Annotated in this window: 16 protein-coding genes and 1 pseudogene; 12 read left to right on the top strand and 5 right to left on the bottom strand. The window is 74.3% G+C overall.

All coding sequences use genetic code 11. The features are described from left to right. Window positions 1-147: 147 nt before the first annotated feature. Window positions 148-1893 (bottom strand): annotated as a pseudogene (locus ACFW3D_RS18785) (DEAD/DEAH box helicase); the annotation flags it as partial. Between the two features lie 375 nt (window positions 1894-2268). On the opposite strand from ACFW3D_RS18785, the gene ACFW3D_RS18780 reads away from it, so the two are divergent. After that, window positions 2269-3003 (top strand): ferritin-like fold-containing protein, encoded by a 735-nt coding sequence (locus tag ACFW3D_RS18780; RefSeq protein WP_500505267.1) that lies wholly within the window; start codon window positions 2269-2271, stop codon window positions 3001-3003. A gap of 32 nt (window positions 3004-3035) precedes the next feature. On the opposite strand, the gene ACFW3D_RS18775 is transcribed toward ACFW3D_RS18780, so the two are convergent. The 4 genes from ACFW3D_RS18775 to ACFW3D_RS18760 form a co-directional block, all read right to left on the bottom strand. Beyond that, window positions 3036-3311: a hypothetical protein gene (locus ACFW3D_RS18775; RefSeq protein ID WP_500505266.1), complete on the bottom strand. Its 276-nt coding sequence runs from the start codon at window positions 3309-3311 to the stop codon at window positions 3036-3038. A 161-nt stretch (window positions 3312-3472) separates the two neighbouring features. Continuing rightward, on the bottom strand, window positions 3473-3703 hold the full coding sequence (locus ACFW3D_RS18770) for a DUF3107 domain-containing protein (RefSeq protein ID WP_431960353.1): 231 nt from the start codon (window positions 3701-3703) through the stop codon (window positions 3473-3475). A gap of 132 nt (window positions 3704-3835) precedes the next feature. After that, window positions 3836-4471: a TetR family transcriptional regulator gene (locus ACFW3D_RS18765; protein WP_319135706.1), complete on the bottom strand. Its 636-nt coding sequence runs from the start codon at window positions 4469-4471 to the stop codon at window positions 3836-3838. Between the two features lie 100 nt (window positions 4472-4571). Continuing rightward, complete coding sequence (locus ACFW3D_RS18760) at window positions 4572-4802, bottom strand: hypothetical protein (RefSeq protein ID WP_500505265.1); 231 nt, start codon at window positions 4800-4802, stop codon at window positions 4572-4574. A gap of 186 nt (window positions 4803-4988) precedes the next feature. Between ACFW3D_RS18760 and ACFW3D_RS18755 the strand changes: the two genes are divergently transcribed. From ACFW3D_RS18755 to ACFW3D_RS18705, 11 genes are all read left to right on the top strand, one after another. Beyond that, window positions 4989-5957 carry an alpha/beta fold hydrolase gene (locus ACFW3D_RS18755; RefSeq protein ID WP_500505264.1) on the top strand — a complete coding sequence of 323 codons (969 nt, stop codon included), beginning with the start codon at window positions 4989-4991 and terminating at the stop codon, window positions 5955-5957. Window positions 5958-5961: 4 nt separating this feature from the next. Next, complete coding sequence (locus tag ACFW3D_RS18750) at window positions 5962-7377, top strand: DUF3152 domain-containing protein (protein ID WP_500505263.1); 1416 nt, start codon at window positions 5962-5964, stop codon at window positions 7375-7377. A gap of 40 nt (window positions 7378-7417) precedes the next feature. Continuing rightward, on the top strand, window positions 7418-7534 hold the full coding sequence (locus tag ACFW3D_RS18745) for an Ms4533A family Cys-rich leader peptide (protein ID WP_500505262.1): 117 nt from the start codon (window positions 7418-7420) through the stop codon (window positions 7532-7534). A 160-nt stretch (window positions 7535-7694) separates the two neighbouring features. Further along, a complete protein-coding gene (locus ACFW3D_RS18740) occupies window positions 7695-9407 on the top strand; it encodes an ABC transporter substrate-binding protein (RefSeq protein WP_500505261.1) in 1713 nt (570 codons plus the stop codon). Continuing rightward, complete coding sequence (locus ACFW3D_RS18735; RefSeq protein ID WP_500505260.1) at window positions 9404-10396, top strand: ABC transporter permease; 993 nt, start codon at window positions 9404-9406, stop codon at window positions 10394-10396. The genes ACFW3D_RS18740 and ACFW3D_RS18735 overlap by 4 nt, the downstream gene beginning before the upstream one ends. Then, window positions 10393-11391, top strand: a complete 999-nt coding sequence (locus ACFW3D_RS18730; protein WP_500505259.1) for an ABC transporter permease — start codon at window positions 10393-10395, stop codon at window positions 11389-11391. Before ACFW3D_RS18735 ends, ACFW3D_RS18730 begins: the two co-directional genes overlap by 4 nt. After that, window positions 11388-13010 carry a dipeptide ABC transporter ATP-binding protein gene (locus ACFW3D_RS18725; RefSeq protein ID WP_500505258.1) on the top strand — a complete coding sequence of 541 codons (1623 nt, stop codon included), beginning with the start codon at window positions 11388-11390 and terminating at the stop codon, window positions 13008-13010. The genes ACFW3D_RS18730 and ACFW3D_RS18725 overlap by 4 nt, the downstream gene beginning before the upstream one ends. A gap of 457 nt (window positions 13011-13467) precedes the next feature. Next, window positions 13468-15132, top strand: a complete 1665-nt coding sequence (gene pelF, locus ACFW3D_RS18720; protein WP_500505257.1) for a GT4 family glycosyltransferase PelF — start codon at window positions 13468-13470, stop codon at window positions 15130-15132. After that, complete coding sequence (locus ACFW3D_RS18715; protein ID WP_500505255.1) at window positions 15129-16172, top strand: hypothetical protein; 1044 nt, start codon at window positions 15129-15131, stop codon at window positions 16170-16172. The genes pelF and ACFW3D_RS18715 overlap by 4 nt, the downstream gene beginning before the upstream one ends. A 118-nt stretch (window positions 16173-16290) precedes the next feature. Next, entirely contained in the window at window positions 16291-17211 is a 921-nt protein-coding gene (locus tag ACFW3D_RS18710) for an NAD-dependent epimerase/dehydratase family protein (protein ID WP_500505254.1), read from the top strand. Then, a complete protein-coding gene (locus ACFW3D_RS18705) occupies window positions 17199-17960 on the top strand; it encodes a spherulation-specific family 4 protein (protein ID WP_500505253.1) in 762 nt (253 codons plus the stop codon). Before ACFW3D_RS18710 ends, ACFW3D_RS18705 begins: the two co-directional genes overlap by 13 nt. Window positions 17961-18022 lie beyond the last annotated feature (62 nt).

Raw genomic sequence — 18022 nt, 5'->3', positions numbered from 1 at the left:
CGCCCCGGGGGGCGCGGCTCGCGGGGCGGGGTCCCCCCCCCCCCCCGCGGCCCCCCCCCCGGGCCCCCCCCCCGGGGGCCCCCCGCCGCGCGGCCCCCCCCTCAGGGGCGCCCGGCCGTCGGCGGTACGGGTGTGGCGTCAGCCGGTGGCCTCGTCGGCCGGCTTGGCCGCGCGCGTGCGGCGACGGCGGCGGACGGTCTTGGCCGCGCCCTCGCCCTCGGCGGGTGCCGCCTCGGGGGCCGCGGCCTCCGGAGCGGCCGCAGCCTCGGTGCCGGTGGTGCCGGCGGCGGACCGCGTACGGCGGCGGCGCGGTGCCGGGACCTCCTCGGCCGCCGGGGCGGCAGCGACGGTCTCGGTGCCCGCGGTGACGGCCGCGCCCGCGCGGCTGCGGCGGCGACGACGCGGGGCCGGGGCCTCGGTGGCCGGGGCCTCGACGGTCTCCACGACCGCCTCCGCCTCGGCGGGCGCCTCGCCGAGAGCCTGCCCGCCGCGGGTGCGGCGGCGCTGGCGCGGCGCACGGGTGCGGGCCGGACGCTCCTCCGCCTCGGCGGAGGCGGCTGGGCCGGACTTGCGGCCGCCGCGGCCGCGACCCCGACCGCCGGTCTCGCCGAGGTCCTCGATCTCCTCCGCGTCGAGCCCGGCACGGGTGCGCTCCGCACGCGGCAGCACGCCCTTGGTGCCCTCGGGGATGCCGAGCAGCTCGTAGAGGTGGGACGAGGTGGAGTAGGTCTCCTCCGGGTCGTTGAACGACAGGTCCAGCGCCTTGTTGATCAGCTGCCAGCGCGGGATGTCGTCCCAGTCGACCAGCGTGATCGCCGTGCCGGACGCGCCCGCGCGGCCGGTGCGGCCGATGCGGTGGAGGTAGGTCTTCTCGTCCTCCGGCGTCTGGTAGTTGATCACGTGCGTGACGCCCTCGACGTCGATGCCGCGGGCGGCGACGTCGGTGCAGACCAGGACGTCGACCTTGCCGTTGCGGAAGGCGCGCAGCGCCTGCTCGCGGGCACCCTGGCCGAGGTCGCCGTGGACGGCGCCGGAGGCGAAGCCGCGGCGCTCGAGCTGCTCGGCGACGTCGGCGGCGGTGCGCTTGGTCCGGCAGAAGATCATCGCCAGGCCGCGGCCCTCCGCCTGCAGGACGCGGGAGACGAGCTCCGGCTTGTCCAGCGAGTGGGCGCGGAAGACGTGCTGGGTGATGTTGGCGACGGTCGCGCCCGCGTCGTCCGGCGAGGTGGCCCGGATGTGCGTGGGCTGCGACATGTAACGGCGGGCGAGGCCGATGACGGCGCCCGGCATCGTCGCGGAGAAGAGCATCGTCTGCCGCTTGACCGGCAGCATGTCGATGATCTTCTCGACGTCGGGGAGGAAGCCCAGGTCCAGCATCTCGTCGGCCTCGTCGAGGACGAGAGCGCGGACGTGGCGCAGGTTGAGCTTCTTCTGGCCCGCCAGGTCCAGCAGCCGGCCCGGGGTGCCGACGACCACGTCGACGCCCTTCTTCAGGGCCTCGACCTGCGGCTCGTAGGCGCGGCCGCCGTAGATCGCCAGGACGCGGACGTTGCGCACCTTGCCGGCGGTCAGCAGGTCGTTGGTGACCTGCTGGCACAGCTCACGGGTCGGGACGATGACCAGGGCCTGCGGACCGTCGACGACGTCCTCGGGCCTGGCCCGCCCGGCCTCGACGTCGACCGGCACGACCACCCGCTCGAGGAGCGGCAGGCCGAAGCCCAGGGTCTTGCCGGTGCCCGTCTTCGCCTGGCCGATGACGTCGTTGCCCGCGAGGGCGACCGGGAGCGTCATCTCCTGGATCGGGAAGGGAGTGGTGATGCCGACGGCCTCGAGGGCCTCGGCGGTCTCGGGGAGGATCCCCAGATCGCGGAAAGTCGTGGTGGTGGTCAGGATGCTGCCTCTTCTGTTTGGGACGCGGCGCCGAGCGGTTTCCGGGGAGGGTCGGGCGCAAGGAACTGCGCTGACCGCGGAGTGTCGTCCGGCCGTGGGTGGCCGAGGTGCGCGGGACCACTGCCCTCGTGCGCGCCGCGAATGTGTCCCCTCCCATGTGAGGAGGGCGGTCGGTAGGAGCCGATCGGGCCACCGACCGGGCATCCATTCATGCGTGACCCGCCGGGTCACCTGGCGGGTCCATATCACTGTACCCCGGAATCACGCACCCGCGGCGGATGGATTTTCCGGTACGTGGGACGGCTCACTCCGCGGCTCCCGCGCGGCGGGCCGCACGGCATGGTTGCCGCGCTGGTGGGGTTGGCTATTGTGCGCAGCATGGAGACGCCTGACACCCCCGCCGAGACCCCCGCCGAGACGACCATCGCCGCCAAGGACTGGGCCGCCGCGTCCGCGGACCCGCAGTACCGCGCGGCGGTCGTGGACCTGCTGGGGGCACTCGCGTACGGCGAACTGGCCGCCTTCGAGCGGCTCGCGGAGGACGCGAAGCTCGCACCGTCCCTGGAGGACAAGGCGGAGCTCGCGGCGATGGCGTCCGCCGAGTTCCACCACTTCGAGCAGCTGCGCGCGCGGCTGACCACCATCGAGGCGGACCCGACCGCGGCGATGGAGCCCTTCGCCGCCGCGCTCGACGAGTTCCACCGCCAGACCGCGCCGTCGGACTGGCTGGAGGGCCTGGTCAAGGCGTACGTCGGCGACTCCATCGCGTCCGACTTCTACCGCGAGGTCGCCGCCCGGCTCGACGCCGACACCCGTGAGCTGGTGCTGGCGGTGCTGGACGACACCGGCCACGCCTCCTTCGCGGTGGAGAAGGTGCGCTCCGCCATCGAGGCCGAGCCCCGGGTCGGCGGACGGCTCGCGCTGTGGGCGCGCCGGCTGATGGGCGAGGCGCTGTCGCAGGCGCAACGGGTCGTGGCGGACCGGGACGCGCTCAGCACGATGCTGGTCGGCGGGGTCGCCGACGGCTTCGACCTCGCGGAGGTCGGCCGGATGTTCACCCGGATCACCGAGGCCCACACCAAGCGGATGGCGGCGCTGGGCCTGTCCGCCTGAGCGGTCCGGGCCGCTCGGCCCGGACGTGCGGCTCAGGCCGTGCGCGGCGCGGACCGGCGGCTGCTGCGCGGCGGGCGCACCAGCAGCGAGAGCAGGGCGGCCGCCACCCCCACCGACACGGCGAGGTTGATCAGGAACCGGTCCGAACCGAGGACGGTACGGGTGATGAGGCCGCCGAGCACAGCGGCGACCGCTCCCGTGGCGAGGACGAGCGTCGCCGCGGGAAGGCGGCGGCGGGGGAGCAGCCGGGTCGCGGTGTACGCGACGGACAGTCCGACGGCGGCGAACGCGAGTGCTTCCCACATCATCGTGCGGCCCCTCCCGGAGTCTTCGGTCGCACGGGTCCTACCCCGCGGGCCCGCACGGCGAAACGGCGGGTCACCCCATTCGGGGGTGACCCGCCGTGCGTCCTCCCGGTGACGGGAGCGGCGAGGCTGTGACCTGCCCTAGAGCGAGGCTGTGACCTGCCCTAGAGCTGGGCGCCGAAGCCGACCCGGCGCGCCGCCGGCTCGCCGATCTCCACGTAGGCCAGCCGGTCGGCCGGCACGAGCACGCGCTTGCCGTGCTCGTCGGTGAGGCTGAGCAGCTTGCCGGTGCCCGTCAGCGCCTCGGCGACGGCCTTCTCGACCTCCTCGGCCGTCTGCGCGCTCTCGATGATGATCTCGCGCGGCGCGTGCTGCACGCCGATCTTGACCTCCACGGCTTTCGTCCCTCCGAACGGTCTGCGGTGTGCGCGGTTGGAAATCGCGCCGTACGCAGGACACATTAGCCGCGCCCGGCACCGGACCACCGGCGGACGGGCACGCCCAGAGCGAACAGCCGGGCGGCGCCGTCAGTGCTCGGCGCCGTGCAGCGGGAAGCCCGCGATGCCGCGCCAGGCCAGGGACGTCAGCAGCTGCACCGCAGTGTCGCGGGGCATCGAGCTGCCGCTGGAGAGCCAGTAGCGGGCCACGACCTGCGAGACGCCGCCGAGGCCGACGGCGAGCAGCATGGACTGCTCGGTGGTCAGCCCCGTGTCCTCGGCGATGACCTCGCTGATCGCCTCGGCGCACTGCAGCGCGACCTTGTCGACGCGCTCGCGGACGGCCGGCTCGTTGGTGAGGTCGGACTCGAAGACCAGGCGGAAGGCGCCGCCCTCGTCCTCCACGTACGCGAAGTAGGCGTCCATGGTCGCCGCCACGCGCTGCTTGTTGTCGGTGGTGGAGGCCAGCGCGGTGCGCACCGCGTCCAGGAGGGCCTCGCAGTGCTGGTCCAGCAAGGCCAGGTAGAGCTCGAGCTTGCCGGGGAAGTGCTGGTAGAGCACGGGCTTGCTGACGCCCGCACGCTCGGCGATGTCGTCCATCGCGGCGGCGTGGTAGCCCTGGGCGACGAACACTTCCTGGGCCGCGCCCAGCAGCTGGTTCCTCCGGGCCCGGCGCGGCAGGCGCGTGCCGCGTGGGCGCGCCTCAGTCTGCTCGATGGCTGTCACGCCGCCTCCCAAGTGATGTCGTTCTGCGCTGCGGGTGCCATCGTACTTTTCGGTAGCGGGGGCATGCGCTGTGCGAACGCACATTCTCACCAAGTGGAACTCAGCGATAGTCGTCCTCGTCGAGTTCCACCACCCTGCGCTGCTCGGCGACGTCCGCCGGATCGGCGTCGTCCGGGCGTTCGGTGATCGGGACATCGCGGTGCTGCAGCAGTTCGAGGTGCTGTTCGGCGATGTCCGCCTCGGGGGCCTCGATGTCGGCCTCGGCGTCCTCCAGGTCGTCGAGGACGTCGAGGACGTCGTCGTCGTCGAAGGTCTCGATGTCGTCGGACACGGGCACCTCCCGTCTGGTCGTGCGCTGCCGTCCCCCGCTGCTACCCACTGTCCCCCTCTTTCCCCTTCTGCGAGCGTAGGAGACAGGCACGGGGTGTGCAGAGTGACGGGAGGGGCGGAAAATCCCCGTGACGCGTGTGAGGGCGAACACATAAGCGCACGCGTGATCACCTCGTAACATTGCCCCATGTCCTCGACGGAGTCTTCCGAAGCCGCACTCGCCGCCGTGCCCGTACCGCCTTCGGGGGCCAGAGCCGGGGACGGGGAGACGGTCCGGACCGTGGCGTTGCCAGGGCGGACGGTGACCGTGAGAGCGCGGGCGGAGCAGGCCGGAGGGCTGCCGCCCGCGCTCTTCGTGCACGGCCTGGGCGGGTCGTCGTCCAACTGGTCGGCGTTGATGCGGCTGCTGGCGGACCGGGTGGCCTGCGAGGCCCTTGACCTGCCCGGTTTCGGGCATTCGCCGCCGCCGGACGACGGCAACTACTCGATCGGGGGGCACGCGCGCGCCGTCGTGCGCCTGCTGGAGGCTTCCGGGCGCGGGCCCGTGCACCTCTTCGGCAACTCGCTGGGGGGAGCGGTCGCCACCAAGGTCGCCGCCGCCCGGCCCGACCTGGTCCGCACGCTGACGCTGATCTCCCCGGCCCTGCCGGAGGTGCCGCCCCGGCGCGGCGCCTGGCCGACCGCCCTGCTCGGGCTGCCGGGCGCCACCGCGGTGGTGACCCGGGCCACCCGCGACTGGACCGTGGAGCGGCGCACCAAGCAGTTGCTGGACCTCTGCTACGGCGATCCGTCGCAGGTCAGCGAGGAGTCCTTCACCGAGCACGCCACCGAGTACGAGCGCCGGCTGGAGCTGCCCTACTTCTGGGACGCGCTGACCCGCTCGGCGCGCGGCATCGTCGACGCCTACACCCTCGGCGGCCAGCACAACCTGTGGCGGCAGGCCGAGCGGGTGCTCGCGCCGACGCTGCTGGTGTACGGCGGCCGGGACAAGCTGGTCTCCCCCCGGATGGCGTACCGTGCCGCCCGGACGTTCCGTGACGCGCGGCTGCTGACGCTCCCCGAGAGCGGACACGTCGCGATGATGGAGCACCCCGATGCGGTGGAGCGGGCCTTCCGCGAACTGCTGGACGCCACGGACGCGCGGACGGATCACTGACTTCATGGGCAGGCACAGCGCACCGGGCGGCCGTGACGGCCGCCGCGACGACGTACCGGGCATAGCCGCCGGCAACTCGGGCAGCGGCCGCCGCAGGCGGCCCGGTCCGGGGACGACGGCTCCGCAGCGGCCGGGCGGACCGGGCCAGGCGCCCGGCGGGTCCGCGCCGGGCGGCCGGGACGGCTTCCGGGCCGGCGACCCCGGGCACGGTCACCAGGACGTCCCCGGCCACTCCCACCCCGAGCACCGGGAGCACTCGGCCTGGGGCCGGGCCGGTTCCTGGGCCCCGCCGCGCACGCCGCGCGGGACCCGGCCCGCCGAACTGGCGGACAGCGCCTTCGGCACCGACTACCCGGAGGACGACGACCCCCTCGACGGGGGCGTCTCCACCGCGCCCCGAATAGCCGGCTTCCCGCGCCAGCGCCGGGCGCCCGGCGCCGGAGCGGGAGCGGGAGCGGGAGCCCGAAGCGTCCCCGGGCCGCGGAAGGACTTCGTCGCGGCCTTCGACGCCCCCTCCGCCCCCGCCGCCACCGAACCCGGGGCACCCGCCGGGGGCGCCGAGGCGGCCGGGGAGGGTGCGGAACAACCCGAACGGCCCAGGAAGGCCGTCAGGACTCGCGCCCTCAGCGGCGCCGCCGCGGCGGCCGTCGTGACCGTGCTGGCCGTGGTCGTGGCGGGCCAGATCGCCGCCGGGGGTGAGAAGCGTCACCCGTCCGCCGCAGCGGAGCCGGGCGGCAGCCGGGCCGCCGACGACTCCGCGTCCCGCTCCAAGGGCCGGGCGACCCCCTCGGCCTCACCCTCCGCGGTCGTCGCCCCGCTCACGTACGGCCAGGCGATGACCAAGGTCTACCCGCTCGACCAGGACCTGCGCCTGGCCGGGAAGTTCCAGACCGTGGGCGGCCACGAGAAGGCGCCCGGCAAGGGCAGGCTGCTGCGGGTCCGCGTGGACGTCGAGAAGGGACTGCCGTTGAACCCCCGGCTCTTCGCCGACGCGGTCTACAAGACGCTCAACGACAAGCGGAGTTGGGCGCACGCCGGGGCCCGCACCTTCGAACGGGTCTCAACTGGCCCCGCCGACATCGTGATCACCTTGGCCAGCCCCGGGACCACGGCCACCTGGTGCGCGAAGTCCGGTCTGGACACCACGGTTGACAACGTGTCATGTGACGCGGCGTCGACTCCGCGGACGATGATCAACGCGTACCGCTGGGCCCAGGGCTCGGAGACCTACGGCCAGGACCGGATGCTCGCCTACCGGGAGATGCTGATCAACCACGAGGTGGGACACCGGCTCGGCTACGGCCATGTGCTCTGCCCCAAGCAGGGCGCCCTCGCCCCGGTGATGATGCAGCAGACCAAGTTCCTCTCCTACGGGGGCGTGACCTGCAAGCCCAACGCCTGGCCCTACCCCCGGGGCTAGCTTTTTGACATCGGGCGATTAATCGTTCAATGTTTTCGGCATGCCGCACAGCCCTGCCACTGACGCCGACGCCAGCATCGAGCTGGCGCTCATCGGCGTGGCCGGGCACAGCGTGGCCGACATCCTGTGTCGGTGTTCCACGGTGCCGGGCGCTTAAAGGGCACGTTCCTTCCCTCGCCCCCGGACCTTCCCGCCCGTGGGCACAGTGCTCGACGCACGATCGATCCTTCACGGCCTCACCATGAGGTCGTCGCCGCTGCCTGCGGGCCTTCCACAGCCCTGCCCTCCTCAACTCGCAGCCGCGAAAGGGATCCTCGATGTCTCACCCGTCCGTCACACCCCGCCGCCTCGCAGCGGCCGCCGTCGTCCTGGCGATCACCGGTGGTGCCGCCGCCTGCGGCCCGGAGGGCAGCGGGACCAAGGCGGCCGACGGCAAGCCTGCCAAGGGCGGCACGCTCTACGTCCTCAACCAGTCGCCGCAGGAGGACTTCGACCCCGCGCGGCTCTACACCTCCGGCGGCGGCAACATCCCCAGCCTGGTCTTCCGCACGCTGACCACCCGCAACCGCGAGAACGGCGCCGACGGCTCGAAGGTCGTCCCCGACCTCGCCACCGACACCGGTACGCCCAACAAGGACGCCACCATCTGGACGTACCACCTCAAGGACGGCCTGAAGTACGAGGACGGCAGCGCGATCACCACCGCCGACATCAAGTACGGCATCGAGCGCTCCTTCGCCGCCGAACTGTCCGGCGGCGCCCCCTACCTGCGCGACTGGCTGGTCGGCGGCAAGGAGTACCAGGGGCCGTACAAAGACAAGGGCGGCCTGGCCTCCATCGAGACCCCCGACGCGAAGACCATCGTCTTCCACCTGAACAAGCCCGAGGGCGACTTCCCGTTCCTGGCCACCCAGACCTCCTTCGCCCCCGTGCCGAAGGCCAAGGACACCGGCACCAAGTACGAGAACCACCCGTTCTCCTCCGGCCCCTACAAGGTCGTCGCCAACGAGAACGACGGCGAGCACCTGGTCCTGGAGCGCAACACCCACTGGGACGCCAAGACCGACGAGGAGCGCAAGGCCTACCCGGACCGCGTCGACGTGCGCTCCGGCCTCGACGCCGCCGTGATCAACCAGCGGATCTCCTCCGGCTCCGGCAAGGACGCGGCCGCCGTCACCACCGACACCAACCTCACCGCCGCCGAACTCGCCAAGATCACCGGCGACAAGCAGCTCGCGGGCCGCGTCGGCACCGGCCGGTTCGGCTACACCGACTACATCTCCTTCAACCCGAAGGTGAAGCCCTTCGACGACCCCAAGGTGCGCCAGGCCATCTCCTACGCGGTCGACCGCAGCACCGTCGTCAACGCCCTCGGCGGCTCCTCGCTCGCCGAGCCCGCCACCACCTTCCTGCCCGCGCAGGAGTCCTTCGGCTACACCCCGTACGACGCGTTCCCGGCCGGCAAGAGCGGCGACCCCGCCAAGGCCAAGGAGCTGCTGAAGGAGGCCGGTCACCCGAACGGCCTGACGGTCACGCTGACCCACGACAGCAGCGGCGGCGACGAGCAGGGCCCCGAGGTCGCCACCGCCCTGCAGGACGCCCTGAAGAAGGCCGGCATCACCGTCAAGCTGGAGGGCCTGGAGTCCAGCGCCTACAGCGAGAAGATCCACGGCGTGAAGACCGAGCCGGGCTTCTTCCTCGCCGGCTGGGGCGCCGACTGGCCGTCCGGCGGGCCGTTCCTGGCCCCGATCTTCGACGGCCGGCAGATCGTCGAGGACGGCTACAACTTCAACAACGCCCAGCTGGACGACCCGGCGGTGAACAAGGAGATCGACGAGATCAACAAGCTCACCGACCTCAAGGCCGCCGCCGCGCGCTGGGGCGCCCTCGACAAGAAGATCGGCGAGCAGGCGCTGACCGTGCCGCTGGTGCACCCGGTCTACAAGCGCCTGTACGGCAAGGACGTCAAGAACGTCGTCATCAGCGACTGGACCGGTGTCCTCGACGTCGCGCAGGTCGCGGTCAAGTGACCACCACCGACGTGCTCGCCGCTCCCGGCGCGGCCTCGGACACCCCCGAGGCCGCGCCGGGCGCCCGGCAGCTGTGGCGGCGGCTGCGCGCCCAGCGCGCCGCCCTCGCCGGCGTCGCCGTGATCGTCCTGCTCGTCCTGGTGGCCCTCGCCGCCCCGCTGCTCGCCGCCATCGAGGGCCAGGACCCGGACGCGTACCACGCCTCCGCCGTCGACTCCGCCCTCGGCGGCGTCCCGGTCGGCTCCTTCGGCGGTGTGAGCGCCGACCACTGGCTCGGCGTCGAACCCGGCACCGGGCGCGACCTGTTCGCCCGCCTCGTGTACGGCGCCCGGATCTCCCTGGGCATCGGCCTCGCCGCCACCGTGGTGCAGGTCGTCATCGGCGTCGCGGTCGGCCTCGCCGCCGGACTCGGCAACCGCTTCCTGGACACCCTGCTCAGCCGGACCACCGACGTCATGCTGGCGCTGCCCACCCTGGTCTTCTCCATCGCCCTGCTGGCGATCGTCCCCGCCGGCTTCCCGCGGCCCGTGCTGCTCGTCCTCGTCCTCGGCCTGCTCGGCTGGGGCGGCACGTCCCGCATCGTCCGGGCCCAGACGCTCAGCCTGAAGTCCCTCGACTACGTGGCCGCCGCCCGGCTCGGCGGCGCCGGCCGGTGGCGGATCGCCCGCCGCGAACTGCTGCCGTCGCTGGCCGCGCCCGTGGTGACCTACAGCGCGCTGCTGGTGCCCTCCAACATCGCCTCCGAGGCCGGACTGTCCTTCCTCGGCATCGGTGTCAAGCCGCCCACGCCCTCCTGGGGACAGATGCTCTCCTCCGCGACCACCTGGTACCAGGCAGACCCGACGTACGTGCTGCTGCCCGCCGGCCTGATCTTCGTCACCGTCCTCGCCTTCACCGCGCTCGGCGACGGCGTGCGCACCGCCCTGGACCCGCGGGCGGGCAGCCGCCTGCGCGCCGTGACCCGCAGACGGAAGGAGGCGAGGCCGTGACGCTCCTCACCCGGTTCGCGCTGCGGCGCCTGCTGGCCGCCCTGCTGGTGCTGCTCGTGCTGAGCATCGCGGTCTACGCGCTCTTCTACGTCCTGCCCGGTGACCCGGCACGGCTGGCCTGCGGACCCAAGTGCACCGCCGACCAGGTCGCCCAGGTCCGCACCCAGCTCGGCCTCGACGACCCCGCCTTCGCGCAGTACGCGCACTTCCTGCACGGCCTGTTCGCCGGTTCCGACATCAGCACCGGCGTCGGCACCGAGCACTGCGGCGCCCCGTGCCTGGGCTTCTCGTACCAGAACGGCGAGCAGGTCACCTCCCTGCTCGCGCAGCGGTTGCCGGCCACCGCCTCGCTCTCCCTCGGCGCGATGGTGCTGTGGCTGGTCATCGGCGTCGGCACCGGCGTGCTCTCGGCGCTGCGGCACGGCGGGATCACCGAACGGCTGCTGACCGCGGTCACCCTCGCGGGCAACGCCGTCCCCGTCTTCATCATCGGCATCCTGCTGATGCTCCTGTTCGTCTCGGTGCTGGGCTGGCTGCCCTTCCCGTCCTACGTCCCGCTGACCGAGGACCCCGAGCAGTGGGCCTGGAACCTGGTGCTGCCCTGGCTCTCCCTGGCCATCCTGGAGAGCGCCAAGTACGCCCGGCTGACCCGCAGTTCCATGCTGGACACGCTCTCCGAGGACCATGTGCGCACCTTCCGCGCCTACGGCGTCCGCGAGCGCTCCGTCGTCGGACGGCACGCGCTGCGCGGTGCCCTGCCACCGGTCATCGCGCTGACCGCGCTGGACCTCGGGACGATGTTCGGCGGCGCGGTGCTCACCGAGTCGCTCTTCGGCATCCCCGGGCTCGGCAAGAGCCTGGTGGACTCCGTGCGGACCGAGGACCTGCCGGTCGTCGTCGGGCTCGTGCTGGTCACCGGATTCTTCGTGGTCCTCGCCAATGCCCTCGCGGACGTCCTGTACGCGGTGGCCGACCGACGGGTGGTGCTGGCATGACGTCACCGCTGATCGAGGTCGAGGACCTCACGATCGACTTCCCCACCGGCACGGGCACCGTCCGCGCCGTGGACGGGCTCTCCTTCTCCTTGGCGCAGGGCGGCGCCCTGGGCGTCGTCGGCGAGTCCGGCAGCGGCAAGAGCGCCACCGCCTTCACCCTGCTGGGACTGCACCGCGGCAGCGGCGCACGGATCGGCGGCTCGGTACGGGTGGCCGGCGTCGACGTCCTCACCGCGGGGGAGCGGGAACTGCGCGGGCTGCGCGGCGGGCTGGCGGCGATGGTCTTCCAGGACCCGCTGTCCTCGCTCGACCCCTACTTCGCGATCGGCGACCAGATCGCCGAGGTGTACCGGGTGCACCACCCGCGGGCTTCCCGGCGGGCGGCCCGCGAGCGGGCGGTCGAGGTGCTCGACCGGGTCGGCATCGCCGACGCCCCCCGGCGGGCGCGCTTCCGGCCCCACGAGTTCAGCGGCGGCATGCGCCAGCGGGCGCTCATCGCCATGGCGCTCGCCTGCGAGCCGCGGCTGCTCGTCGCGGACGAACCGACGACGGCGCTCGACGTCACCGTCCAGGCGCAGATCCTCGACCTGCTCGGCGAACTGCGGCAGGAGACCGGGATGGGGCTGCTGCTGGTCACCCACGACCTCGGAGTGGTGGCCGGGAGCGTCGACGAGGTCCTGGTGATGAAGGACGGCCGCGCCGTGGAGCGCGGCCCGGTCGGCACGGTGCTGGGCGCGCCCCGGCAGCCGTACACCCGGAACCTGGTGGCCGCCGTCCCGCGGGTGGGCACGGCGAAGCCGCAGGGCGGTGCCGTTCCCGGCGAGGTCCTGCTCGAAACCGTCGGCCTGCGGCGGGAGTTCGGCCGGCGCGGCGCCCGGGTCGCGGCGGTCGACGGTGTCTCGCTGACCGTGCGCGCGGGCGAGACGCTCGGCGTCGTCGGCGAGAGCGGCAGCGGCAAGACCACGCTGGGGCGGATGCTCGTGGGGCTCCTGGAGCCCACCGGCGGCGAGCTGCGGCGCCCGGGCGCGCGCTCCGGTGCGGGCACCCCGGGGCTGCAGATGGTGTTCCAGGACCCGGTGTCCTCCCTCAACCCGCGGCGCAGCATCGGCGAGTCCATCGCGGACCCGCTGCGGACGGCCGGCGTGCTCGGCGACGCCGCGATCACCGCCCGCGTGCGGGAGCTGCTGGAACGCGTCGGGCTCGACCCCGACTGGTACCACCGCTACCCCCACGAGTTCAGCGGCGGGCAGCGGCAGCGGGTCGGCATCGCCCGGGCGCTGGCGCCCGAGCCGCGGCTGATCGTCTGCGACGAGCCGGTGTCGGCGCTCGACGTCACGACGCAGGCCCAGGTCATCCGGTTGCTGGGCGAACTGCAGCGCGAGCTGGGGCTGGCGCTGGTCTTCATCGCCCACGACCTGGCCGTGGTGCGCCAGGTCAGCGACAACGTCGCGGTGATGCGGGCGGGCCGGGTCGTGGAGTACGGGCCCGCCGCGCGGGTGTACGAGACGCCGGAGCACGAGTACACCAAGGGGCTGCTGGCGGCGGTCCCGGTGCTCGACCCGGACGAGTCCGCCGCGCGCCGCGCCGCCCGCCGCCGCGCCCCGGCGGCCATCGCCTGACGTACGACGCGGGCCGCGACGGGGGCGCGGCCCGCGTGCCGTGCCCTGGCGGCCGGGTCCCGGCCCGTGGCCCGGGCGAGCCTTGTGCCCGGGTCCCGGGGCCAGGGGAAACGCCTGAGCGGGGCGTGCTCCGACGGAAGTGGCCCGCGCGCGGGACCGGTGGGCGGACCCGGGGGTGCCCGGTGGGGCCGTGTCCTGGCAGCCGCTCCTCCACCGCCCGCCCGAGCCCTGTGTGCCTACCCCGGGTCGCGGGGGTAATCCGCCCGCGCCGTGCCTCCCGCCGCGCCCGCCCCGGGACCGTCCGGCGGACGTCTACCCGGTCACAACGCACAACGCCGGGGAAAGTCACGTCTCTTCACCCCTTTCGGTGGCACGGCGGACAACCGTCCGTCGTGCCCCCACTTCGCCGGAATACGGTCATCGCGCCCGAACAGACCGGTGCCGAGAGGGGGCAGACGTGCGTATCGCATTACTCGCGGAGGGTGGTTATCCGTACGCCCGGGGTGAGGGGGGCGCCTGGGTCGACCGGCTCGTACGCGGGCTCACCGGGCACGAGTTCGCGGTGTACGCGCTGGGCAGGAGCGAACGGGCCGAGGCCGCGGGGATGGTGGTGCTGCCGCCCCAGGTGACGGACGTGCGCGCGCTGCCCCTGTGGGGGCCCGCGCCGGCGTCCGTGGCCGTGCCCGGCAAGGCGCGCCGCCGGCGGGCGCAGGCGCTGGAGCAGTACCGCGACCTCGTCGGCGTGCTGGCCGGGGACACCGGGGCCAATGGTGTGGCGGACCGTTTCGCCTCCGCGCTCTACGGCCTCGCCGAACTCGCCCGCGAGGACGGCGGACTCCCGGCGCTGCTCCGCTCCGAACACGCGGTGCGGGTACTGGAGGAGGTCTGCCGGGCGCCCGGCGCGCGGCCCCTCGTCGCGGAGGCCGGCGTGGGCGACCTGCTGCTCGCCGCCGACCAGGTGGAGCGCGTGCTGCGGCCGCTCTCCGCGCCCTGGTACGACGAGTTCGGCGACGCCCTCGCCACCGCCGACCTCTGTCACGCCGTGACGGGCGGTACCGCACTGCTGCCCGCGCTGCTGGCCAAACGGTTCTTCGGCACACCGCTGCTGGTGACCGAGTACGGCGTGCGGCTGCGCGAGACCCTGCTGCTGCACCGTGCCGCGGGCCTGCCCGCCCCGGTGCGCGCCCTGCTCGCCGCCTTCCACCGCCGCCTGGCGGGCGAGGCGTACCACAGGGCCGCCCTGGTCACCCCCGGCAACGCCCACGCGCGCCGCTGGCAGGAGCACTGCGGTGCCGAACGGGACCGCGTCCGCACGGTCTACCCCGGCTATCAGGGGCCCCTGCCCGAGCCCGCCGCCGAGGCCGAGGGGGGCGACCCCGCGCTGGTGTGGGTCGGCCGCGCCGAACCCGGCAAGGACCTGATCGGGCTGCTGCACGCGTTCGGGGAGGTACGCAAGGAGGAGCCCGGGGCGCGGCTGCGTGTCGTCCGCGCAGGCGCGGGCGACCCCGCGTACCTGGAGCAGTGCCGCTCCCTGGCGGCGCAGCTCTTCCCGGACGAGGCGGCCGACGCCGTCACCGCGGGGGAGAGCCCGGTCACCTTCGAGGAGCTCGGCTCGCCGGGCGTGCCGGCGCTGCCCGACGCGTACGCGGCCGGGGACGTGGTCGTCCTCTCCAGCGTCGTCGAGGGATTCCCGGTCACCCTGGTCGAGGCCATGTTCTGCGGCCGGGCCACCGTCTCGACCGACGTCGGGGCCGTGCGGGAGGTCATCGGCGGGACCGGCCTGGTCGTGCCGCCGCGCAACCCGAAGGCGCTCGCCGAGGCCTGCGTCGCGCTGCTGCGCGACCCCGAGCGCCGGCAGCGGCTCGGCGCCGCCGCCCGTGAACGCGCCCTGGAGCTCTTCACCGTCGAACGGAACCTGGCGGCGTTCCGCGAGATCTACCTCGATCTGGTCGCCCACGTGCCCGGGCGCGAGGCCCCGCTGCGCGACCCGGACGGCACCCCCGTCCCCTTCGGCCGACCCGCCGAGTCCCGTGTGCCGGGGCGCTGGACGGCCGCGCCGGCCTGGGCGCTCGCCGCCCGCGAGCCCGCGTACGCCGGAGCCGAGGGGCGGGAGCGCGCATGAGTCACGTGCAGGAGGGCGAGACCGGCGCGCGCAGGGGCGGCCCCCGCAAACGCGGCCCCGCCGACCCCGTCCGCGGACTGATGCACCGTCACCAGCAGCTGTGCGCCGAGGCGGTGGACCCGCTGGAGATCGTGGCGGGACTGGAGGCGCAGGGCGTCACCGACCGCGTCGCCGCGGGCTTCCGGCACCGCGACGTCTTCACCCTCGCCGAGGAGCTGTACGCGCGGGTCCCCCGCGCCGGTGTCACGCCCGCCGCCGGCCGGCCCGCCGACCGCCCCGCCCTGCTGCTCACCCTCGCACCGGGCGCCGTCTGCGTCGCCGCGAGCGGGGCGCTGCGAGTGCTGCCGCCGGTCACCGTCGTCGCCGTGGCCGTGCCGCTGCTCCTGCTGGCGCTCCTCGCCGCACTGCGCCGCGGACCGCTGCGGGCACCGTACGGCACGGGCCCGGGCGGCGCGGTGTGGAGCTGCTGGCTGGTGGTCTTCGGGCTGTACGGGCCGCGCGCCGCCGACGGCCTGGCCGGGGGTGCGCTGCCCGCCGCGGACGCCGCCGGGCTGACCGCGCTGGCCCTCTCCCTCGCACCGGCCTCCTGGTGCGCCCACCGCTTCGCGGTGCGCTCCCGTGGCCATCTGCTGCGCAGCCGCACCCTGGAGGAGTTCGGCGGCGCCGTGCGGCCGCTGCTGGCGGGCACCCTCGCGCTCTTCCTCGCCTGCGTGCTGGCGCTGCTGTGCGCCGCCCGCGCCCTGGTGGGCGCCCCGTTCACGCCAGGCGCTCTGGCCGGCCCCGCCGCGCTGGCCCTGTTGCTGTTCACCGCCCGGCTGCTCGCGGTGCACGGCCACCCCGACCCGGCCGCCATCGGCACCGGGCTGGCCTGCGCCACCGAGGCCGTGGCCCTCGCCGCCGCCCTGCTCGACAGGTTCCCCCTCCCGCCGGCCTCCGTACCCGCCCTGGCCTGCTCGGCCGGCGCCCTGGCGCTGGCGGCCCACGCCCTGACCACGCTCTCGCGCGCCTCCGCGTACTCGGCCGCGGCGGCGCCGCGATGAGCGGGCGGCGGGCGGCCCGGCCCGGCACACCCCGCAGTTCCGAAGAAGAAGCCAAGGAGCTACCCACGATGACCCACCCGCACCCCCGGCCACGGCACGCGCAGCGGAGGCGCTCGCTATGAGAGTCCTCCTCCTGGGCGCCAACGGATTCGTCGGCCGTCACGTGGCCGAGCGGCTGCTGGCCGACCCGGCCGTGCAGCTGACCGCGCTCGGCCGCAGCGACGACGCCGACGTGCGCTTCGACCTGTCGTCCGGCAGCCCCGGCGCTCTGGCGCGCTTCATGGACGCCGTCCACCCCGGGGTCGTCGTCAACTGCGCGGGCGCCACGCGTGGCGGGGCGCGCGAACTCACCCGGCACAACACGATCGCGGTCGCCTCCGTGTGCGAGGCGATGCGCCGCAGCGCCACCTCGGCGCGGCTGGTCCAGGTGGGCTGCGCCGCGGAGTACGGGCCCTCGCCCACCGGCTCCTCGACGGCCGAGGACGCCGTGCCCCGGCCGGGCGGCCCGTACGGGGTCAGCAAGCTCGCCGGGACGGAACTGGTGCTGGGCTCGGGACTCGACGCCGTCGTGCTGAGGGTCTTCACCCCGGTCGGGCCGGGCACACCCACGGCCTCGCCGATCGGGCGGCTCGCGGAGGCGATGCGCCGGGCCATGCAGACCGGCGACGGCGACCTGAAACTGACCGGCCTCGGCGTGCAGCGGGACTTCGTGGACGTGCGCGACGTGGCCCGCGCCGTGCACGCGGCCTCGCTCTCCGCCGCTCAGGGCCTGGTCAACATCGGCACGGGCCGCGCCGTACCGCTGCGCGAGGTCGCCGCGGCCCTGGCCAACGCCGCCGGCTACACGGGCACCCTCCACGAGGTCGAGGACCCGCACCTGATGGCGAACGGCAGCGGCCACCCGCACTACCCGGACGGCTGCGGGGTCTGGCAGCAGGCCGACATCCGCACCGCCCGCGACCGCCTCGGCTGGCGCCCGCGCATCGCACTCGAGGAATCCCTCGCCGACGTCTGGATGGAGGCGGCATGCCGCGTGTGAATCCGAGCGGCCTGCGCAGGCCGGCCGACCGCTGTGACGGACTGGGCTTCGGGGTCCCCGCGTACGCGCACCCGCTGGTCGCCCCGGGCGAATGGGCCGAACTGGCCCGCCCGGAGGCCCCGATGCACTGGGTGGTGCTCAACGTGGCCCGCGGCCCCGGCGCCCGGATCGACCCGCTCTGCGCCGAGGCCTGCGCTCGGCTGCGCGACGCGGCCGTGCCCGTGCTGGGCTACCTGGATACCCGGCACGGGGCCCGCCCCTTCGGTCAGCTGGTCGCCGACGCGCACCGCTTCCTCGACTGGTACCGGGTCGACGGCTTCTACCTCGACCGCGCCCCGACCACGAGTTCGGAGCTCCCCGACTGCCGCCGGGTGATCACCACCCTGCGCGCGCTGCTGAGCGTGCAGGGCGGCAGCACCGGGCACATCGTGCTGGGCCACGGCTGCCACCCCTACGAGGGCTACGCCGAGGCCGCCGACCAGCTGGTGACCTTCGCCGGGCCGTGGACGCAGTACCGCTGGTCGGAGGCCCCGGAGTGGACGGCCGCGCACCCGCCGGAGCGCTTCTGCCACCTGGTGCACGGCGTCCCCGCGCCGCACCTGGAGAACGCCATGCGGATCGCCCGCTGGCAGGGCGCGGCGACGGTCTACTTCACCGACCGCACCGACCACGCGGCCTGGGACGGCCTGCCGGGTTACTGGGACGAGGCCTCGCGCATGCTGCGCCGTCAGCCGCCGCCCAGCATGTGACCAAGAACGGTCTCGACCCTCGGGACGGCAGTCTCGGAATGAAGAAGGGCGTGGCAGTGTTA

This window comes from Streptomyces sp. NPDC058864 (assembly GCF_042742985.1).
Taxonomy (GTDB): Bacteria; Actinomycetota; Actinomycetes; order Streptomycetales; family Streptomycetaceae; genus Actinacidiphila.
This window is presented reverse-complemented; position numbering and strand designations above follow the sequence as displayed.

What these genes read in the sequence shown, in the direction of transcription:
- ACFW3D_RS18780 (WP_500505267.1), top strand. Translation starts at nt 2,269, where the DNA reads ATGGAGACGCCTGACACCCCCGCCGAGACCCCCGCCGAGACGACCATC.
- ACFW3D_RS18775 (WP_500505266.1), bottom strand. Translation starts at nt 3,311, where the DNA reads ATGATGTGGGAAGCACTCGCGTTCGCCGCCGTCGGACTGTCCGTCGCG.
- ACFW3D_RS18755 (WP_500505264.1), top strand. Translation starts at nt 4,989, where the DNA reads ATGTCCTCGACGGAGTCTTCCGAAGCCGCACTCGCCGCCGTGCCCGTA.
- ACFW3D_RS18750 (WP_500505263.1), top strand. Translation starts at nt 5,962, where the DNA reads ATGGGCAGGCACAGCGCACCGGGCGGCCGTGACGGCCGCCGCGACGAC.
- ACFW3D_RS18745 (WP_500505262.1), top strand. Translation starts at nt 7,418, where the DNA reads ATGCCGCACAGCCCTGCCACTGACGCCGACGCCAGCATCGAGCTGGCG.
- ACFW3D_RS18740 (WP_500505261.1), top strand. Translation starts at nt 7,695, where the DNA reads ATGTCTCACCCGTCCGTCACACCCCGCCGCCTCGCAGCGGCCGCCGTC.
- ACFW3D_RS18725 (WP_500505258.1), top strand. Translation starts at nt 11,388, where the DNA reads ATGACGTCACCGCTGATCGAGGTCGAGGACCTCACGATCGACTTCCCC.
- ACFW3D_RS18715 (WP_500505255.1), top strand. Translation starts at nt 15,129, where the DNA reads ATGAGTCACGTGCAGGAGGGCGAGACCGGCGCGCGCAGGGGCGGCCCC.
- ACFW3D_RS18710 (WP_500505254.1), top strand. Translation starts at nt 16,291, where the DNA reads ATGAGAGTCCTCCTCCTGGGCGCCAACGGATTCGTCGGCCGTCACGTG.
- ACFW3D_RS18705 (WP_500505253.1), top strand. Translation starts at nt 17,199, where the DNA reads ATGCCGCGTGTGAATCCGAGCGGCCTGCGCAGGCCGGCCGACCGCTGT.